21 protein-coding genes are annotated in these 16091 nt (G+C 39.2%); 19 read left to right on the top strand and 2 right to left on the bottom strand.

Annotated features, from left to right (window positions below; genetic code table 11):
- Nucleotide 1 precedes the first annotated feature (1 nt).
- From rplF to truA, 17 genes are all read left to right on the top strand, one after another.
- Entirely contained in the window at nt 2–538 is a 537-nt protein-coding gene (gene rplF / locus RV04_RS07635; RefSeq protein WP_071857876.1) for a 50S ribosomal protein L6, read from the top strand.
- A gap of 52 nt (nt 539–590) precedes the next feature.
- Complete coding sequence (gene rplR / locus RV04_RS07630) at nt 591–947, top strand: 50S ribosomal protein L18 (RefSeq protein WP_010747204.1); 357 nt, start codon at nt 591–593, stop codon at nt 945–947.
- A gap of 20 nt (nt 948–967) precedes the next feature.
- Nucleotides 968–1468, top strand: a complete 501-nt coding sequence (gene rpsE / locus RV04_RS07625) for a 30S ribosomal protein S5 (RefSeq protein ID WP_071857874.1) — start codon at nt 968–970, stop codon at nt 1466–1468.
- 14 nt (nt 1469–1482) lie between these two features.
- Nucleotides 1483–1662: a 50S ribosomal protein L30 gene (rpmD, locus tag RV04_RS07620; RefSeq protein WP_010747202.1), complete on the top strand. Its 180-nt coding sequence runs from the start codon at nt 1483–1485 to the stop codon at nt 1660–1662.
- A gap of 43 nt (nt 1663–1705) precedes the next feature.
- Nucleotides 1706–2146, top strand: coding sequence for a 50S ribosomal protein L15 (rplO, locus tag RV04_RS07615; RefSeq protein WP_071857873.1), 441 nt, complete (start codon nt 1706–1708; stop codon nt 2144–2146).
- Nucleotides 2146–3447 carry a preprotein translocase subunit SecY gene (gene secY / locus RV04_RS07610; RefSeq protein WP_071857872.1) on the top strand — a complete coding sequence of 434 codons (1302 nt, stop codon included), beginning with the start codon at nt 2146–2148 and terminating at the stop codon, nt 3445–3447. The genes rplO and secY overlap by 1 nt, the downstream gene beginning before the upstream one ends.
- A gap of 61 nt (nt 3448–3508) precedes the next feature.
- The gene (locus RV04_RS07605; RefSeq protein ID WP_071857871.1) at nt 3509–4156 is read left to right on the top strand and encodes an adenylate kinase; all 648 of its coding nucleotides are present in this window, start codon (nt 3509–3511) and stop codon (nt 4154–4156) included.
- 172 nt (nt 4157–4328) lie between these two features.
- Nucleotides 4329–4547 carry a translation initiation factor IF-1 gene (gene infA / locus RV04_RS07600; RefSeq protein WP_010742771.1) on the top strand — a complete coding sequence of 73 codons (219 nt, stop codon included), beginning with the start codon at nt 4329–4331 and terminating at the stop codon, nt 4545–4547.
- A gap of 33 nt (nt 4548–4580) precedes the next feature.
- Nucleotides 4581–4697, top strand: a complete 117-nt coding sequence (rpmJ, locus tag RV04_RS07595) for a 50S ribosomal protein L36 (protein WP_010742772.1) — start codon at nt 4581–4583, stop codon at nt 4695–4697.
- An 18-nt stretch (nt 4698–4715) separates the two neighbouring features.
- Nucleotides 4716–5081, top strand: coding sequence for a 30S ribosomal protein S13 (gene rpsM, locus RV04_RS07590; RefSeq protein ID WP_071857870.1), 366 nt, complete (start codon nt 4716–4718; stop codon nt 5079–5081).
- A gap of 24 nt (nt 5082–5105) precedes the next feature.
- A complete protein-coding gene (gene rpsK, locus RV04_RS07585; protein WP_071857869.1) occupies nt 5106–5495 on the top strand; it encodes a 30S ribosomal protein S11 in 390 nt (129 codons plus the stop codon).
- 80 nt (nt 5496–5575) lie between these two features.
- A complete protein-coding gene (locus RV04_RS07580; protein WP_071857868.1) occupies nt 5576–6514 on the top strand; it encodes a DNA-directed RNA polymerase subunit alpha in 939 nt (312 codons plus the stop codon).
- A 27-nt stretch (nt 6515–6541) separates the two neighbouring features.
- Complete coding sequence (gene rplQ, locus RV04_RS07575) at nt 6542–6922, top strand: 50S ribosomal protein L17 (RefSeq protein ID WP_071857867.1); 381 nt, start codon at nt 6542–6544, stop codon at nt 6920–6922.
- A 253-nt stretch (nt 6923–7175) separates the two neighbouring features.
- Nucleotides 7176–8012, top strand: a complete 837-nt coding sequence (locus RV04_RS07570) for an energy-coupling factor ABC transporter ATP-binding protein (protein WP_071857923.1) — start codon at nt 7176–7178, stop codon at nt 8010–8012.
- Complete coding sequence (locus RV04_RS07565) at nt 7988–8857, top strand: energy-coupling factor ABC transporter ATP-binding protein (RefSeq protein WP_071857924.1); 870 nt, start codon at nt 7988–7990, stop codon at nt 8855–8857. The genes RV04_RS07570 and RV04_RS07565 overlap by 25 nt, the downstream gene beginning before the upstream one ends.
- Nucleotides 8829–9644: an energy-coupling factor transporter transmembrane component T family protein gene (locus tag RV04_RS07560; RefSeq protein WP_071857866.1), complete on the top strand. Its 816-nt coding sequence runs from the start codon at nt 8829–8831 to the stop codon at nt 9642–9644. The genes RV04_RS07565 and RV04_RS07560 overlap by 29 nt, the downstream gene beginning before the upstream one ends.
- A gap of 92 nt (nt 9645–9736) precedes the next feature.
- Nucleotides 9737–10483 carry a tRNA pseudouridine(38-40) synthase TruA gene (gene truA / locus RV04_RS07555; protein WP_071857865.1) on the top strand — a complete coding sequence of 249 codons (747 nt, stop codon included), beginning with the start codon at nt 9737–9739 and terminating at the stop codon, nt 10481–10483.
- 81 nt (nt 10484–10564) lie between these two features.
- On the opposite strand, the gene RV04_RS07550 is transcribed toward truA, so the two are convergent.
- Entirely contained in the window at nt 10565–13159 is a 2595-nt protein-coding gene (locus RV04_RS07550; RefSeq protein WP_071857864.1) for a YfhO family protein, read from the bottom strand.
- A gap of 241 nt (nt 13160–13400) precedes the next feature.
- Nucleotides 13401–13589, bottom strand: a complete 189-nt coding sequence (gene rpmB / locus RV04_RS07545; RefSeq protein ID WP_071857863.1) for a 50S ribosomal protein L28 — start codon at nt 13587–13589, stop codon at nt 13401–13403.
- Nucleotides 13590–13912: 323 nt separating this feature from the next.
- Here rpmB and RV04_RS07540 point away from each other — a divergent pair, with 323 nt between their 5' ends.
- Both RV04_RS07540 and RV04_RS07535 read left to right on the top strand, forming a co-directional pair.
- Nucleotides 13913–14275, top strand: a complete 363-nt coding sequence (locus RV04_RS07540; protein ID WP_071857862.1) for an Asp23/Gls24 family envelope stress response protein — start codon at nt 13913–13915, stop codon at nt 14273–14275.
- Between the two features lie 29 nt (nt 14276–14304).
- A complete protein-coding gene (locus RV04_RS07535; protein ID WP_071857861.1) occupies nt 14305–15987 on the top strand; it encodes a DAK2 domain-containing protein in 1683 nt (560 codons plus the stop codon).
- Nucleotides 15988–16091: the final 104 nt, after the last annotated feature.

The following is a 16091-nucleotide window of genomic DNA, read 5'->3' as shown; positions in this document are numbered from 1 at the left end:
AGTGAGCCGTATTGGTAATAAATTAGTTGTTATTCCTGCAGGAGTTGAAGTAACTCAAAACGGAAATAACGTAACTGTTAAAGGACCTAAAGGTGAATTAACACGTACTTTTTCTTCTGATATTAAAATGAATATCGAAGGAAACGAAGTATCATTCACTCGTCCAAACGACAGCAAAGAAATGAAAACAATCCACGGAACTACTCGTGCAAACTTCAATAACATGGTTATTGGTGTTTCCGAAGGATTCCAAAAAGCATTAGAATTAATTGGGGTTGGGTACCGTGCACAATTACAAGGATCAAAACTTGTATTGAACGTTGGTTACTCACATCCAGTTGAGATGGTAGCTCCAGAAGGCGTTACAATCGAAGTACCTGCAAACACACAAGTAATTGTTAAAGGTGCAAACAAAGAAGTAGTTGGCGAATTAGCTGCGAAAATCCGCGGAACTCGTCCTCCAGAACCTTATAAAGGCAAAGGTATCCGTTATGTTGGCGAATACGTACGTCGTAAAGAAGGTAAAACTGGTAAATAGTAGGTTTTTCCTACATGCGGCTTAGGCCAGCTTATATATAGAGGTGACAATTGTGATTACAAAACCAGATAAAAATAAAACACGCCAAAAGCGCCATATGCGTGTCCGTAACAAAATCTCTGGTACTGCTGAGTGCCCACGCTTGAACGTTTTCCGTTCTAACAAAAACATCTACGCGCAAGTAATTGATGACGTAGCGGGTGTGACGCTAGCAAGTGCCTCTGCCTTGGATAAAGAAATTTCAGGTGGAACAAAAACTGAACAAGCACAAGCTGTTGGTAAATTAGTAGCTGAACGTGCTTCTGAAAAAGGTATCAAAAAAGTAGTCTTTGACCGTGGTGGATACCTTTACCATGGCCGCGTAGCAGCTTTAGCTGAAGCAGCTCGCGAAAATGGACTAGAATTTTAGGAGAAGGAGGAACACCATTCATGGTTTATATCGATCCAAAACATTTGGAATTAGAAGACCGCGTCGTAGCGATCAACCGTGTTACTAAAGTTGTTAAAGGTGGACGTCGTCTACGTTTCGCAGCATTAGTAGTTGTCGGTGACAAAAATGGTCACGTAGGTTTTGGTACTGGTAAAGCTCAAGAAGTACCAGAAGCTATTCGTAAAGCAATCGAAGACGCTAAGAAAAACCTTGTCGAAGTACCAATGGTAGGAACTACGCTTCCTCACGAAGTTATTGGTGTATTCGGCGGCGGCCGTATCTTAATGAAACCAGCCGTTGAAGGTGCCGGAGTTGCTGCTGGTGGACCAGTTCGTGCCGTATTGGAACTTGCTGGCGTTGCTGATGTAACTTCTAAATCTTTAGGTTCAAACACACCGATCAACGTTGTTCGTGCAACAGTTGAAGGTTTAACTCAATTGAAAAAAGCAGAAGAAGTAGCTGCACTACGCGGCATCTCTGTTGAAAACTTAGCTAATTAAGGAGGGCGAATGAAATGGCTGAATTAAAAATTACTTTAAAACGCAGTATTATCGGACGTCCTCAAAACCAACGTGATACTGTTAAAGCGTTGGGTCTTAAAAAAATGAACAGCACAGTTGTTAAACCTGCCAATGATGCAATCAAAGGTATGGTTAATACAGTGTCTCATTTAGTGGACGTAGAAGAAGTTTAATACAACAAAAATGATGATTAAATTCTAAGGAGGTGCCCATAATATGAAACTTCATGAATTACAACCTGCAGAAGGCTCACGTAAAGTTCGCAATCGCGTTGGTCGTGGTACTTCATCTGGTAACGGTAAAACAGCTGGACGTGGTCAAAAAGGTCAAAAGGCTCGTTCAGGCGGTGGTGTGCGTTTAGGTTTTGAGGGTGGTCAAACACCTTTATTCCGTCGTTTACCAAAACGTGGATTTACTAACGTTAACCGTAAAGAATATGCTGTAATCAATCTTGATGTGTTAAATCGCTTTGAAGACGGAACTGAAGTAACTCCAGTTGCTTTAGTTGAAGCTGGAATCGTGAAAAACGAGAAAGCTGGAATCAAAGTTCTAGGAAACGGATCATTAGATAAAAAACTAACCGTTAAAGCAGCTAAATTCTCTAAAAGTGCTCAAGAATCTATTGAAGCTGCTGGTGGATCTATCGAGGTGATCTAATGTTCAAACTTTTAAAAGACTCTTTCAAAGTTCAGAACATCCGGTCTCGGATCTTATTTACTGTTTTAATGTTATTAGTTTTTAGATTGGGTGCACAGATCACCGTACCAGGTGTGAACGCACAGGGATTGCAAGGCTTAAGCGAAATGCCGTTTTTCAGAATGTTGAATATGGTAAGTGGCTCAGCCATGCAAAACTTCTCAATCTTTTCTATGGGAGTTTCTCCATACATCACTGCTTCGATTGTAATCCAATTGTTGCAGATGGATATCGTGCCTAAATTTGTTGAATGGTCAAAACAAGGGGAAGTCGGTCGTAAAAAGTTAAATCAAGCAACACGCTATTTGACTTTAGTCTTGGCTTTCATCCAGTCTGTAAGTATTACAGCTGGGTTTGACTATTTTGCACAATTTGGTTTCGTGCCAAACCGTAACGTTCAAACGTTCGTTACAATTGGTTTAATTCTTACTGCTGGTACCATGTTGGTTACTTGGTTGGGAGAACAAATCACAGAAAAAGGAATTGGTAATGGCGTTTCAATGATCATCTTTGCGGGAATCGTTTCTCGGTTACCACAAAGTATCAAAGATATCTATGAAGATTATTTTGTAAATATTGATTCAAGTGATATCTGGAAATCAGTGATTTTTGTCATTATTTTACTTATTGCAATTGTTGCTATCGTTATTTTCGTAACGTATTTCCAACAAGCAGAAAGAAAAATTCCTATTCAATATACAAAACAAGTCGTCGGCGCACCGACAAGTAGCTATTTACCGTTAAAAGTAAATGCTGCAGGAGTTATTCCAGTTATTTTTGCTAGTTCATTTATTGCTACACCGAATGCGGTGTTACAAGCATTAGCTAGTAAATATAGCGGGGAGAGCTGGTATGATGTTGTAACTAATCTATTTAGTTATAATACGATTCCCGGGGCTGCGATTTATACTATTCTGATTGTTTCATTTACTTTCTTTTATGCATTTGTTCAGGTCAATCCTGAAAAATTAGCAGAGAACTTACAAAAACAAGGAAGTTACATTCCTCGTGTAAGACCGGGTAAAGGAACAGAAGAATATGTTTCTGCAATTTTAATGCGTTTAAGTGTTGTTGGTGCTATTTTCTTAGGACTAATTGCTCTGATTCCGATTATCGCTCAGATGCTTTGGGACTTACCTCAATCAATCGGTTTAGGTGGTACGAGTCTTTTGATCGTTGTCGGTGTTGCATTAGAAACTGCAAAACAATTAGAAGGACTCATGTTGAAACGACGTTACGTCGGCTTCATGGATGAAGAGTAGATTCGCGTGTTGAGGTTTTCCTCAACGCCGTTCTCGCTTCAATTACTTAGGAGGGAAATCAATGAACCTGATCTTAATGGGACTGCCAGGAGCAGGAAAAGGGACACAAGCAGAAAGAATTATTGCCTCACACAATATTCCGCATATCAGCACGGGGGATATGTTCCGAGAAGCAATCAAAAACGAGACTACACTCGGATTGAAAGCAAAATCCTACATGGACGCAGGGAATTTGGTCCCAGATGAAGTTACTAACGGTATCGTAAAGGAACGCTTAGCACAAAAAGACACTGAAAAAGGTTTCTTATTGGATGGCTTCCCTCGTACTTTGGATCAAGCAAAAGCATTAGCTGAAATGCTGAATGACTTGAATAAAAAGTTAGATGCTGTGATTGAAATTCAAGTAGCAGAAGAAGTGTTAGTTGAACGTTTAGCTGGACGCTTCATGTGCCGCAATTGTGGCGCGACTTATCATAAAATCTTCAATCCTACGAAAGTAGAAGGAACTTGCGATCACTGCGGTGGTCATGAATTCTATCAACGTGAAGATGATAAGCCAGAAACAGTTAAAAATCGTTTATCTGTAAACATAAAAAACAGTGAACCAATTTTAGCCTATTATGAAGAAGAAGGTTTGTTATATCCAGTTGATGGAGATCGTGAAATTGATGCCGTATTTGCGGATGTAGAAAAGATTATAAAAAAATAATTTGCCTACCGACTTGAAATGCAGTTTATCTTGCCAAGTTCGATGTTTTATGATAGAATATATCAGTCTGACTTCTAGCTTTTAGAAGTTAACTTTAGAATTAGGGTGGGAACTGCAGTTTCCGCCATTTTATCGTGTGAAAATGCGAAACAACTACAAGGAGGTACTCTGCGTGGCAAAAGAAGATATGATTGAAATCGAAGGAACAGTCGTCGAAACTTTGCCGAATGCAATGTTTAAAGTCGAATTGGAAAACGGACACGAAGTTCTTGCACACGTATCTGGAAAAATCCGGATGTATTACATTCGAATCCTACCTGGAGATAAGGTTACTGTTGAACTTTCTCCTTATGATTTGAGTCGTGGTCGCATTACCTATCGCTTTAAGTAAGTTGTACTCCGTAAAACTTCAGGAGGTATAATCATGAAAGTAAGACCATCAGTAAAACCAATGTGTGAACATTGTAAAGTAATTCGTCGTAATGGACGCGTTATGGTGATTTGCCCAGCAAACCCAAAACATAAACAACGTCAAGGATAATTGGAGGTGTAATTAAGTATGGCTCGTATTGCAGGAGTAGATATTCCTCGTGATAAACGCGTGGTAATTTCACTTACTTATATTTACGGTATCGGAAATACTACAGCGAAACAAATTTTAGCCGACGCAGGCGTTTCTGAAGATGTTCGTGTACGTGACTTAACGAACGAACAAACAGACGCTATCCGTGCGGAAATCGATAAATTAAAAGTTGAAGGCGATCTACGTCGTGAAACTAACTTGAACATCAAACGTTTGATGGAAATCGGTTCTTACCGTGGAATTCGTCATCGTCGTGGCTTGCCTACACGTGGACAAAACACTAAGAACAACGCTCGTACTCGTAAAGGCCCAGCTCGCGCTATTGCCGGCAAGAAAAAATAATTAGTGAAGGAGGTTTAAATCTTCATGGTAGCAAAGAAAGTAAATCGTAAACGTCGTGTGAAGAAGAATATTGAAACAGGTATTGCTCATATTCATTCGACTTTTAATAATACAATCATCATGATCACTGATGCTAGCGGTAACGCTTTAGCATGGTCATCTGCAGGTTCATTAGGCTTCAAAGGTAGTAAAAAATCTACTCCTTTCGCTGCTCAAATGGCTGCTGAAACTGCAACGAAAGCTGCAATGGAACATGGATTGAAAAGTGTTGAAGTAACTGTTAAAGGACCTGGTTCTGGTCGTGAAGCAGCGATTCGTTCATTGCAAGCAACTGGTTTAGAAGTAACTGCAATTCGTGACGTGACTCCAGTACCTCATAATGGATGCCGCCCTCCAAAACGCCGTCGTGTTTAATGAGTGCCCAACTCTATGAGTTTTACAAGGAATGTCATTGAACAAGACACTTTTCGTTTTGAAAGGGGTAAAAAACAAGAATGATTGAATTCGAAAAACCAAGAATCACAAAAATTGATGAAGACAGAGATTATGGCAAGTTCGTTGTTGAACCTTTGGAAAGAGGTTATGGAACTACTTTAGGTAATTCTCTACGTCGTATTCTACTTTCTTCTTTACCAGGTGCTGCCATTACTAATATTCAAATCGATGGTGCGTTGCACGAATTCTCAACCATCAAAGGTGTACGAGAAGACGTTGTACAAATCATTTTGAATATCAAAGGTCTGGCGCTTAAGTTATTTGCTGAAGAAGAAAAAACCCTTGAGATCGATATTACTGGACCAGCTACGGTAACTGCCGGCGATATTATCGTTGACAGTGACGTTGAAATCTTAAACAAAGATATGTACATTTGTACTGTTGCTGAAGGCGCGACATTCCATGCACGTTTAACAGTAAAACCTGGTCGAGGCTATGTTCAAGCAGACGAAAATAAAAAGGAAGATATGCCAATTGGTGTGCTTCCGGTCGATTCTATCTACACACCAGTACGCAAAGTAAACTACCAAGTTGAAAATACACGTGTTGGTCGTCGTGATGATTTCGATAAATTAACGATGGAAATTTGGACTGATGGATCGATCATTGCTCAAGAGGCATTGAGTCTAGCAGCGAAAATTTTAACTGAACATTTGGACATTTTTGTAAATCTTACTGATGAAGCAAAAAATGCTGAAATCATGGTAGAAAAAGAAGAAACACAAAAAGAAAAAATGCTAGAAATGACCATCGAAGAACTAGACTTGTCTGTACGTTCGTACAATTGCTTGAAACGTGCCGGAATTAATACGGTTCAAGAATTAACGAATAAGTCTGAACCTGAAATGATCAAAGTACGTAATTTAGGTCGTAAATCACTTGAAGAAGTGAAAGCTAAATTACATGATCTTGGACTAGGACTACGTAAAGACGATTAATATTGTTGACAAAGGAGGGAAACCTACGTGAGTTATCGTAAATTAGGACGCACATCTAGCCAACGTAAAGCTATGTTGCGTGACTTAACAACTGACTTAATTATCAATGAACGCATCGTTACGACTGAAGCTCGTGCGAAAGAAGTTCGTTCAACTACTGAAAAGATGATTACCTTAGGAAAACGCGGGGATCTTCATGCACGTCGCCAAGCTGCAAGCTTTGTACGTAATGAAATCGCTGATGTTCGTGAAGAAAACGAAGCTGTTGTTGTTGAAACTGCATTACAAAAATTATTCAACGACGTTGCACCTCGTTATGCTGAACGTCAAGGTGGATACACTCGTATCTTAAAAACAGAACCTCGCCGTGGCGACAACGCCCCTATGGTTGTTTTAGAACTTGTATAATAATCACTCGTCACTTTATAGATGATTCTTTTAGAGTGTTATGATGTTGGAGAATTTCTCCGAGTCTAGCTCAGCGCCGCTTCCCAGATTTCTGGGAAGCCGGCACTCATCATAAAGTGTTTTTTTATACCCAAAATTACTGTCAAGACAGATAGGTATACAAAAGCATTTTATTGAGTATCTAGGATTGATAAAACAACACTTTTTTGCTAGGCTTAGAACAGATTTGGAAAAGAAGTAGAAAGGTATGGCCATGAAACCAATTATTGAAGTCAATCAAATTGAATTTAGTTATCAAGAAGAAACAACACCAGCATTGAAAGATGTAAGTTTTTCAATTAAAAAGGGAGAATGGGTCGCAATCGTCGGGCACAATGGTTCAGGAAAATCGACTTTAGCTAAAACGATCAATGGATTGCATCTGCCGCAAAAAGGAACTGTTACTGTTGGTGGGAAGGCATTGTCCTATGATTCTGTTTGGGATATTCGCCGTATGGTGGGAATGGTCTTTCAAAATCCTGACAATCAATTCGTAGGTGCGACTGTAGAAGATGATGTTGCGTTCGGCTTGGAAAATCAAGGAATTGAACGAGAAGAAATGCAGCGTCGAGTGAAAGATGCATTGGAAAAAGTTAAAATGCAAGATTTTGCTACTCGCGAACCAGCTCGTTTATCAGGTGGACAAAAACAGCGTGTGGCTATTGCTGGTGTGGTTGCGTTACGTCCGGATATTATTATTTTAGATGAAGCAACAAGTATGCTAGATCCTGAAGGCCGCGACGATGTAATTGCAACGATTCGTAAAATCAAAGAAGAAAGTGATTTAACCGTTATTTCGATCACGCATGATATCGATGAAGCAGCAAGTGCAAATCGGATTTTGGTTATGCGCGAAGGTGAATTATTTCGAGAAGGGACCCCAGAAGAGATCTTTTCAGAAGGGCCAGAATTAGTTTCTTTAGGTTTGGATCTCCCTTTCCCAGAAAAGCTGAAAGCTGCGCTTAAAGACCGTGGAATAGAAGTACCAGCAAATTATTTAGATGAAGAAGGGATGATGGATTGGTTATGGACATCCGTTTTGAAAAAGTAAACTATGTATATCAACCGAATACTCCCTTTGAACAACGTGCTTTGTACGATATTGATTTAGATATCAAACAAGGTTCTTATACAGCACTCGTTGGTCATACTGGCAGTGGTAAATCAACGTTATTACAACATTTGAATGCACTACTTAAACCGACTGAAGGGCAAGTGATCATTGGTGATCGGAAAATTACACCAACGACAGATAATAAAAATTTGAAGCCTGTCCGCAAAAAAGTTGGGATTGTGTTCCAATTTCCTGAGGCACAATTATTCGAAGAAACAGTCGCCAAGGATATTGCCTTTGGCCCTAAAAATTTTGGTGTGAAAGAGGAAGCTGCTTTAATTTTAGCTAAAGAGAATTTACAAATGGTTGGCTTAGATGAATCCTATCTTGAACGGTCGCCTTTTGAGCTTTCTGGGGGGCAAATGCGGCGTGTAGCAATCGCTGGGGTCCTTGCAATGGAGCCTGAAGTATTGGTCTTAGATGAGCCAACAGCAGGCTTAGATCCAATGGGACGTAAAGAAATGATGGAGATGTTCTTACGCTTGCACCGTGAAAAAAAGATTACAATCGTTTTAGTGACTCATTTGATGGATGATGTAACAAATTTTGCCGATTATGTTTATGTTTTGGAAAAAGGCCAAGTGGTAAAACATGGAACGCCACAAAATGTTTTTGACGATGTCGAATGGTTGAAAGAAAAACAATTAGGTGTACCACAAGCAAGTGCGTTTGCTGAAAAGATGCAATCCCGTGGCGCAAAATTTACTGAGTTGCCATTGACTGAAAATGAATTGGCTGATTGGATCGTCAAGCATGCAGGAGGTCCTGCGACTAATGAATAAATTAATTTTTGGACGATATATTCCTGGAGATTCATTGATCCACCGTTTAGACCCAAGAGCAAAATTGCTCGCAAGTTTTTATTTTATCGGAATCATTTTTTTAGCCAATAATTGGCAAAGCTATCTATTCTTAGCTGCTTTCACTATGGTTGCTGTTTTAGCTTCTAAAATTAATTTGAGTTTCTTTTTAAAAGGGATTCGACCATTAATTTGGTTGATTATTTTTACCGTAGCTTTGCAGATGCTTTTCACACGAGGCGGTACTTTGTATTGGTCTTGGGGAGTATTTAGTCTTTCTTCCTATGGGATTCAAAATGGATTATTTATCTTTTGTCGGTTCGTATTGATCATTTTTATGTCCACATTGTTGACGTTGACAACACCACCGTTATCGATGTCAGATGCGATCGAATCGTTGTTGAACCCATTGAAGAGATTCCATTTTCCAGTTCATGAAATTGCGTTGATGCTATCGATTGCATTACGTTTTGTTCCTACGCTGATGGATGAGACAGAAAAAATCATGAATGCGCAACGAGCGCGCGGTGTTGATTTTAACGATGGCAGTTTGGTACAAAAAGTTAAAGCGATTGTTCCACTACTGATTCCTCTATTTGTCAGCAGTTTTAATCGAGCAGAAGATTTAGCAACCGCAATGGAAGCACGCGGCTATCGTGGTGGTGAAGGACGCAGTAAATATCGGAAGTTGCAATGGATGAATCGCGATACGATTGTCTTGCTTATTTTTGTGATTGTGACTATCGTATTGTTCTTTTTACGGAGTTAAGCTTGGAGAAATCCAAGCTTTTTTTCTATTGGAATGGATAAAAAAAGCTGTTATAATGACACGAATTTACTGAGAAGGAGTTTTTAGAGCGGATGGTTAGATACAAAGCGGTGATTGCTTATGATGGAACAAATTTTAATGGTTTTCAACGTCAGCCGAATGGTCGGACGGTTCAAGGGGAAGTTGAAAAAACTTTACAAAAAATGAATAATGGAACACCAGTCACAATTGTTGGCTCGGGTCGGACGGATGCAGGTGTTCATGCGATTGGTCAAGTGATCCATTTTGATTATCCGCAAGAAAGACCCTTGGAAAGAATGCGTTTTGCACTAGATACACAAACACCGGATGATATTGCCATCTCTTCCGTAGAAATTGCTGCTGATGATTTTCATGCCCGGTATCATGTAATTGAAAAGACGTATCATTTTAAAGTTCAAATCGCAAAACCACGCAGTCCATTTCGCCGTTTTTTTGCGTCATATTTTCCTTATCCGTTAGATCTTGATTTGATTCGTCAAGCATTGCCAGATTTATTGGGAACGCATGATTTTACTTCTTTTTGTGCAACGGGCGGTGCGATCGAAGACAAAGTACGTACGATTTATCAAGCTGATTTAGAAGTAAATGAAGCTGGGACAGAGCTAACTTTTATTTTTAGAGGCAATGGCTTCTTATATAAAATGATCCGCATCTTAGTTGGAACCCTTTTAAAAATCGGTAATGGACGGATGCCTGCGGATAGTATTCCGGCAATCCTGGATGCACAAGACCGTAATTTGGCTGGGCCGACTGCTCATCCAGAAGGGCTTTATTTGGCAGAGGTAAAATATGAATAATAAAAAAGCACGCTAAATCGATTTAGCGTGCTTTTTGTAAATTTTTATTACGAAAGACAAGAGAAGTTAGTGATGCGCTGTTTAATGTCGATAGACTTTTTTTGGTTTTAGCATTCGTAAATAGAGGATAAAGAGTCCGATCGAGACAACAAATGAAATAGCTCCAACAATAAAGCCTTTTGGCATGTAACTAAAGGTAACGGTATGTTTGCCTTTTGGTACGTGGATGCTGATAAAGGCATCTTGGAAGGCTTTGATATCGACTTTTTTGCCATCGACTTTGGCGGTCCAGCCTTCGTCATAAGGAATAGTGGTAACTAAAGTTTGTTCTTTGCTAGAATTGACGGTTCCTTTAGCACTGTTTTTGCCTGTTTTTAAGGCCACGCCGTTTTCTTGGATCTGATCGACTGCTAATTGATAAGCAATCGTATCTAGAGCTAGAACTTGTGGATTTTGGAAGCTGACCGATTTGGTACCGTAGAAACTAGCGGTAAAGGTAACGGTTGTAGCTGCCGAGTAATAGCCTAAGTCATAGTATTGGCCACTGATGCTAATTTGAGCCTGACGTGTTTGACCATTGGCAGTCACAGCTGCAGTAGAACTTTCTAATTCTGAAAAATTATACGGGTACAAGCTCAAGTATGCCTGTGTATTGGCAGGGACCTGGACAGTCCAAGAGACCTCTTTAGCAACATTGCTTTGCTTTTCGGCAATCGTTGTGATGTTACCCGAATTTGTGACTGTAGCATTTTTAGTCGAAACTTGTGCCATCGGCAAGAATTTGAAATATTGCAATTGTTCTTGTGATAAGGCATTGAATAATTGTGTTTGTGTACCTAGATTATCATTGGACATGGCAGTCAAATGATCAACGCTTGTCGGGGCAGTAAAGGCCAATGGCAAAGCATTGCTATTTTCAAAAAGATTGTATTCACCAGAACTTTTTGTTTTAGTAAAACCATATTTATTTAAGTTCGTGGTCTTGGCAATATTATATTTGATGCCGGTAAAAGCATCGGCCAACAACGTATTATTTTGATAGCGAATATTTAAATTTGTTCCGCGAGAACGAAAACCTAATTGATCTAAATAGCTTGATGAGTGACGATTTCGAATTGAAGAAAACATACTGACGCCGCTATACCCATAATTAAAGGAATCATTTGAAGACACAGGATCTAAATTCTCCATCCGATAGAAACTTTTATTTTCGCTTTTTGTCTCATCGACTAAATTTTTAATGTCTGGATAAGGCGCAGTATATAGACTGCGAGAAGCATAATTCCAGTCTTTTAAAATTCCTCTAACCATAAAATCGCTGTTGACAGCTGCTTCGGAACACATGAGCAACAATAATAAGATACTTAATGTTTTAAGGGGTAACTTATTAAAATGGTAGCCGGTCAGCAATAAAGCGTACAGTGCTAAGAAACCTAATGTGATATATAGTGAAAGATCTTTTAAATAATTATAATCTTTGCCTTTTGTTCCCCAGAAAATCGCGAAAATCGCAATCAATAGTAACAGGGAGGCAATCAATTGCAAAAGATTTTCACGATCGAGTTGCTCCCAGCCCCAGGCAGCTAAGGTGATGACTAAAAAGGACAACAGATAAGCGTACCGGAACAAAAACATATTCGGTGCATGCATACCATGCCAAAATAAGTTCATCGGTTGAATATAGAAACTTGCAATTAAAATCGCAAAAATCACACCGTAAGCTAGCTTATTTTTCCAAGGAATCTTTTTACAGATAAAGAAAAACAAACAAAGTGCCAAGGGTAAGAGACCAATATAGATAAAGGGAATTGAACCATACTTGGTCGTATCATACGAGCCGATCATATTTTTAGCAATGAAATCCCACCAACCAGTAGCCTCGGTCTTGAAAGTCGTGATTTGCGTCAATTCTTCTCCGTTGGTTCGTAAATCTAAAACGGAAGGAAGAATCATGATCATCGAAGCAAAGCCTGCTAGCAACGAAGTGATTGCATAAGGCAAAATGCTTTTTTTGTATTGTTTCCAATTAGTCACTAACCGAGCGATAAAATATAAAACCGAGAAGAGCCCGATCATAAAGCCCATGTAAAAACTTGTTAAAAACAACATTAAATAGGAAACAAAGAGGACCGTTGGTTTTTTTAAATCCATTACTCGGTTGATTCCTAAAATAATCAGTGGAAGATAAATGAAGGCATCTAACCACATGATGATCTCGGAATGTGCGATGGCAAAAGACATCAAGGCATACGTGACACTCAAAGCAACACGAGACCAATCAGGCAGCTTGAAGCTACCTTTAGCATAAAACCAAAAAGCTAAACCAGCGGCACCAATTTTTAGGATAGTTAGAAAATACAAAGCATCTGGCATTAACTGATTGGGAAAGAAAAGCACTAAAGGTGTAAAAAATCCACCTAAGTAATAAGAGACTAAGGATAAATAATTTAATCCTAAAGAAGTGTTCCAGTTATAAAAAAGCCCTTGCTTTCCTAAAAGCATATTCCGAAAACTTGCGTGGAAGTTCGAAAATTGTGAAAAAGCGTCACTGGCTAAAACGCTTCGGCTTGATCCGGGATAAATCCCAATCGTCAAATAAACGGCCACCATGATCAATGCTGGCAAGAAAAAGCTGGCTAATAGGTACCATCGATTTTCTTTGAGATAGTTCTTCATAATAAAAATCACCCATTTTCTTTCAACAGACTACCCAAATTTTACCACAGAAGCCCTTAGATTTTGTGAAGGAGCTATGAAACGCAAGCAAAGATTTATAAAAACACTAATAAAAAGAAAAAGAGCCAGCATTGCCGGCTCTTTTTTGTGCGTCTTCAATTATAGAAATCAATGACCAAAATGAAAAAAGTCAAAATAAAAAACCGCTCGTGATCGAACGGTTTGGTTTGATTGGATAATATTAAACGCGCTCAACTTTTCCAGATTTCAAAGCACGAGTTGAGACCCAAACTTTTTTAGGTTTTCCGTCAATTAACACGCGAACTTTTTGTAAATTAGGTTTTACAGTACGTTTAGTAGCGTTCATAGCGTGAGAACGGTTATTTGCACTTCTTGTTTTACGACCAGTAAAATAGCAAACTTTTGCCATGTGATGTTTCCTCCTTTTGCCTTCATGTTGGAGCGCTTCTTTGGCTCATACTAAAATAACTTATCACATTTCATTGGATTTAGCAAGAGGAATTTTCTATAAAGATTGACATTCAAGGCATTTACGGTTAAATTATACTCTGTTAGCGTAAAGACTTTGAAAAGTTGCAAATACTTAAAGAGCAAGAAGAAAGATTGTGTGAGAGATAAGAAGGTCTTATCAATAAATCGCAATGAAACTTTCTTTTATTTGTCGTAGGGCTATGATAAACTGTTATAGTAGAAAAAATGGGCAATTAGGCCTATTTAAGGAGGCTAACAACTATGGCTGTGAAAATCAATACACAGACTGGTATGATCGAAATTTCAAACGATGTCATCGCGACGGTTGTCGGCGGTGCAGTTACTGACGTGTTTGGTATCGTCGGTATGGCTAGCAAAAATCAAATTAAAGATAATATCACAGAGATTTTAAGAAAAGAAAACTATTCACGCGGCGTTGTTATACGTCAAGAAGAAAATGGCATCGCAGTTGACGTTTATACAATTGTCAGCTACGGTACAAAAATTTCCGAAGTATCTCGTAATGTTCAAGAAAAAGTAAAATATAATTTAGAAACGATGCTTGGAGTTACAGCTAATTCAGTGAATGTGTACGTTCAAGGTGTGCGTGTTCTGCCAGACTAAAGGCAGTGTTCTTAAGGAGGACTATGTAAGTGAAGGTAACAGAAATCAGCGCAAGTCAATTTCAAGAGATGATTGAGGCTGGCGCTAAACGTCTGCAAGTTAATGCAGAGTATGTCAATTCATTAAATGTATTCCCAGTGCCGGATGGCGATACTGGTACCAACATGAACTTATCAATGACTAGCGGTGCAACTGCCGTGGTCAATTCTGCTTCAGAAAAAGTTGGAGAATTAGCGAATGTCTTAGCGAAAGGTTTGTTGATGGGCGCGCGCGGAAATTCTGGCGTTATCTTGTCACAATTATTCCGTGGATTTTCTAAAGCTATTTTAGATGTTGAAACACTAAATGCAGAAGATTTAGCTAAAGCATTGGTTCATGGTGTAGAAACTGCCTATAAAGCAGTGATGAAACCCGTAGAAGGTACGATTCTAACGGTTGCACGTGAATCAGCAAAAGCTGGTGAGCGCAAAGCAAAACAAACAGACGATGTGATCGAAGTGATGACAGACGTTGTAAAATTTGGTAAAAAAGCATTAGACAAAACGCCTGATATGTTGCCAGTTTTGAAAGAAGTTGGCGTAGTCGATAGTGGCGGTCAAGGTTTATTGTTCATTTATGAAGGTTTTTTAAGTGCCTTAACAGGTGACTTCCAAGCTGATGATACGTATGAACCAAGTCCAGCTGAAATGGATGAAATGGTCAATGCAGAACATCATCGCAGTGTCCAAGGTCAATTAGCGACAGAAGATATCACTTTTGGGTATTGTACAGAAATCATGGTTCGTCTTGGTGAAGGCCCGACTGTTGATAGTACCTTCGACTATGATACTTTCCGTAATTATTTAGATGGTATCGGTGATTCATTATTAGTTGTTAATGATGAAGAAATCGTAAAAGTCCATGTACATACGGAACATCCAGGGGAAGTCATGAACTACGGCCAAAAATTTGGTGCGTTAATCAAAATTAAAGTAGATAATATGCGTCTACAACACGAAACAATTTTGGAACATGATGAAGAAGTTACTGCTTTCGAAGCGACTCCTGCTGAACGTAAACCATTTGCTGTGATTGCGATCGCAGCTGGTGAAGGGGTTCAAGAGCTGTTCAAGAGTCTAGGTGCTGATTATGTTATCAGTGGCGGACAAACGATGAATCCAAGTACTGAAGATATCTTGAAAGCAATCAAAGAAGTCAATGCTGATCAAGTAGTCGTACTACCGAATAATAAGAATATTTTCATGGCGGCAGATCAAGCAGCAGAAGTTTCTGAGATTCCTGTAGCAGTCGTACCAAGTAAGACCGTCTCTCAAGGGATGACAGCAATGTTAGCCTTTAATGGGGAGCAAAGCTTGGAAGACAATAAAACAGCGATGACAGAGATGTTGGAATCAGTGGTCAGTGGTCAAATCACGCACGCGATTCGCGATACGTCGATCGATGGCGTTGAAATTCATGAAGGTGATTTCTTAGGCATGATCGATGGGAGAATTGTTCTTTCTGAACCAGATCAATACCAAACAACCCTTGATACGTTAAATAAAATGATCAATGAAGATATCGAAATCATCACGATCATCGTAGGTGAAGATGGCGATCAAGCTGAAGCTGAAAAAATCAGTGAAATGTTAGTGGCAAGCTATCCAGATTTAGAAGTTGAGATCCATGAAGGAAATCAACCAGTTTATCCATACTTACTTTCAGCAGAATAATAAAAATAGAACGAATGAACGAAAAAGGGAGTGGGCCAATAAAATTGGTGCGCTCCTTTTGTTAATTTTGCTACGAAAAATACGCGTGTATCGTTATAAAAATG

The sequence above is a fragment of the Enterococcus hermanniensis genome (genome assembly GCF_001885945.1).
GTDB lineage: Bacteria > Bacillota > Bacilli > Lactobacillales > Enterococcaceae > Enterococcus_A > Enterococcus_A hermanniensis.
This window is presented reverse-complemented; position numbering and strand designations above follow the sequence as displayed.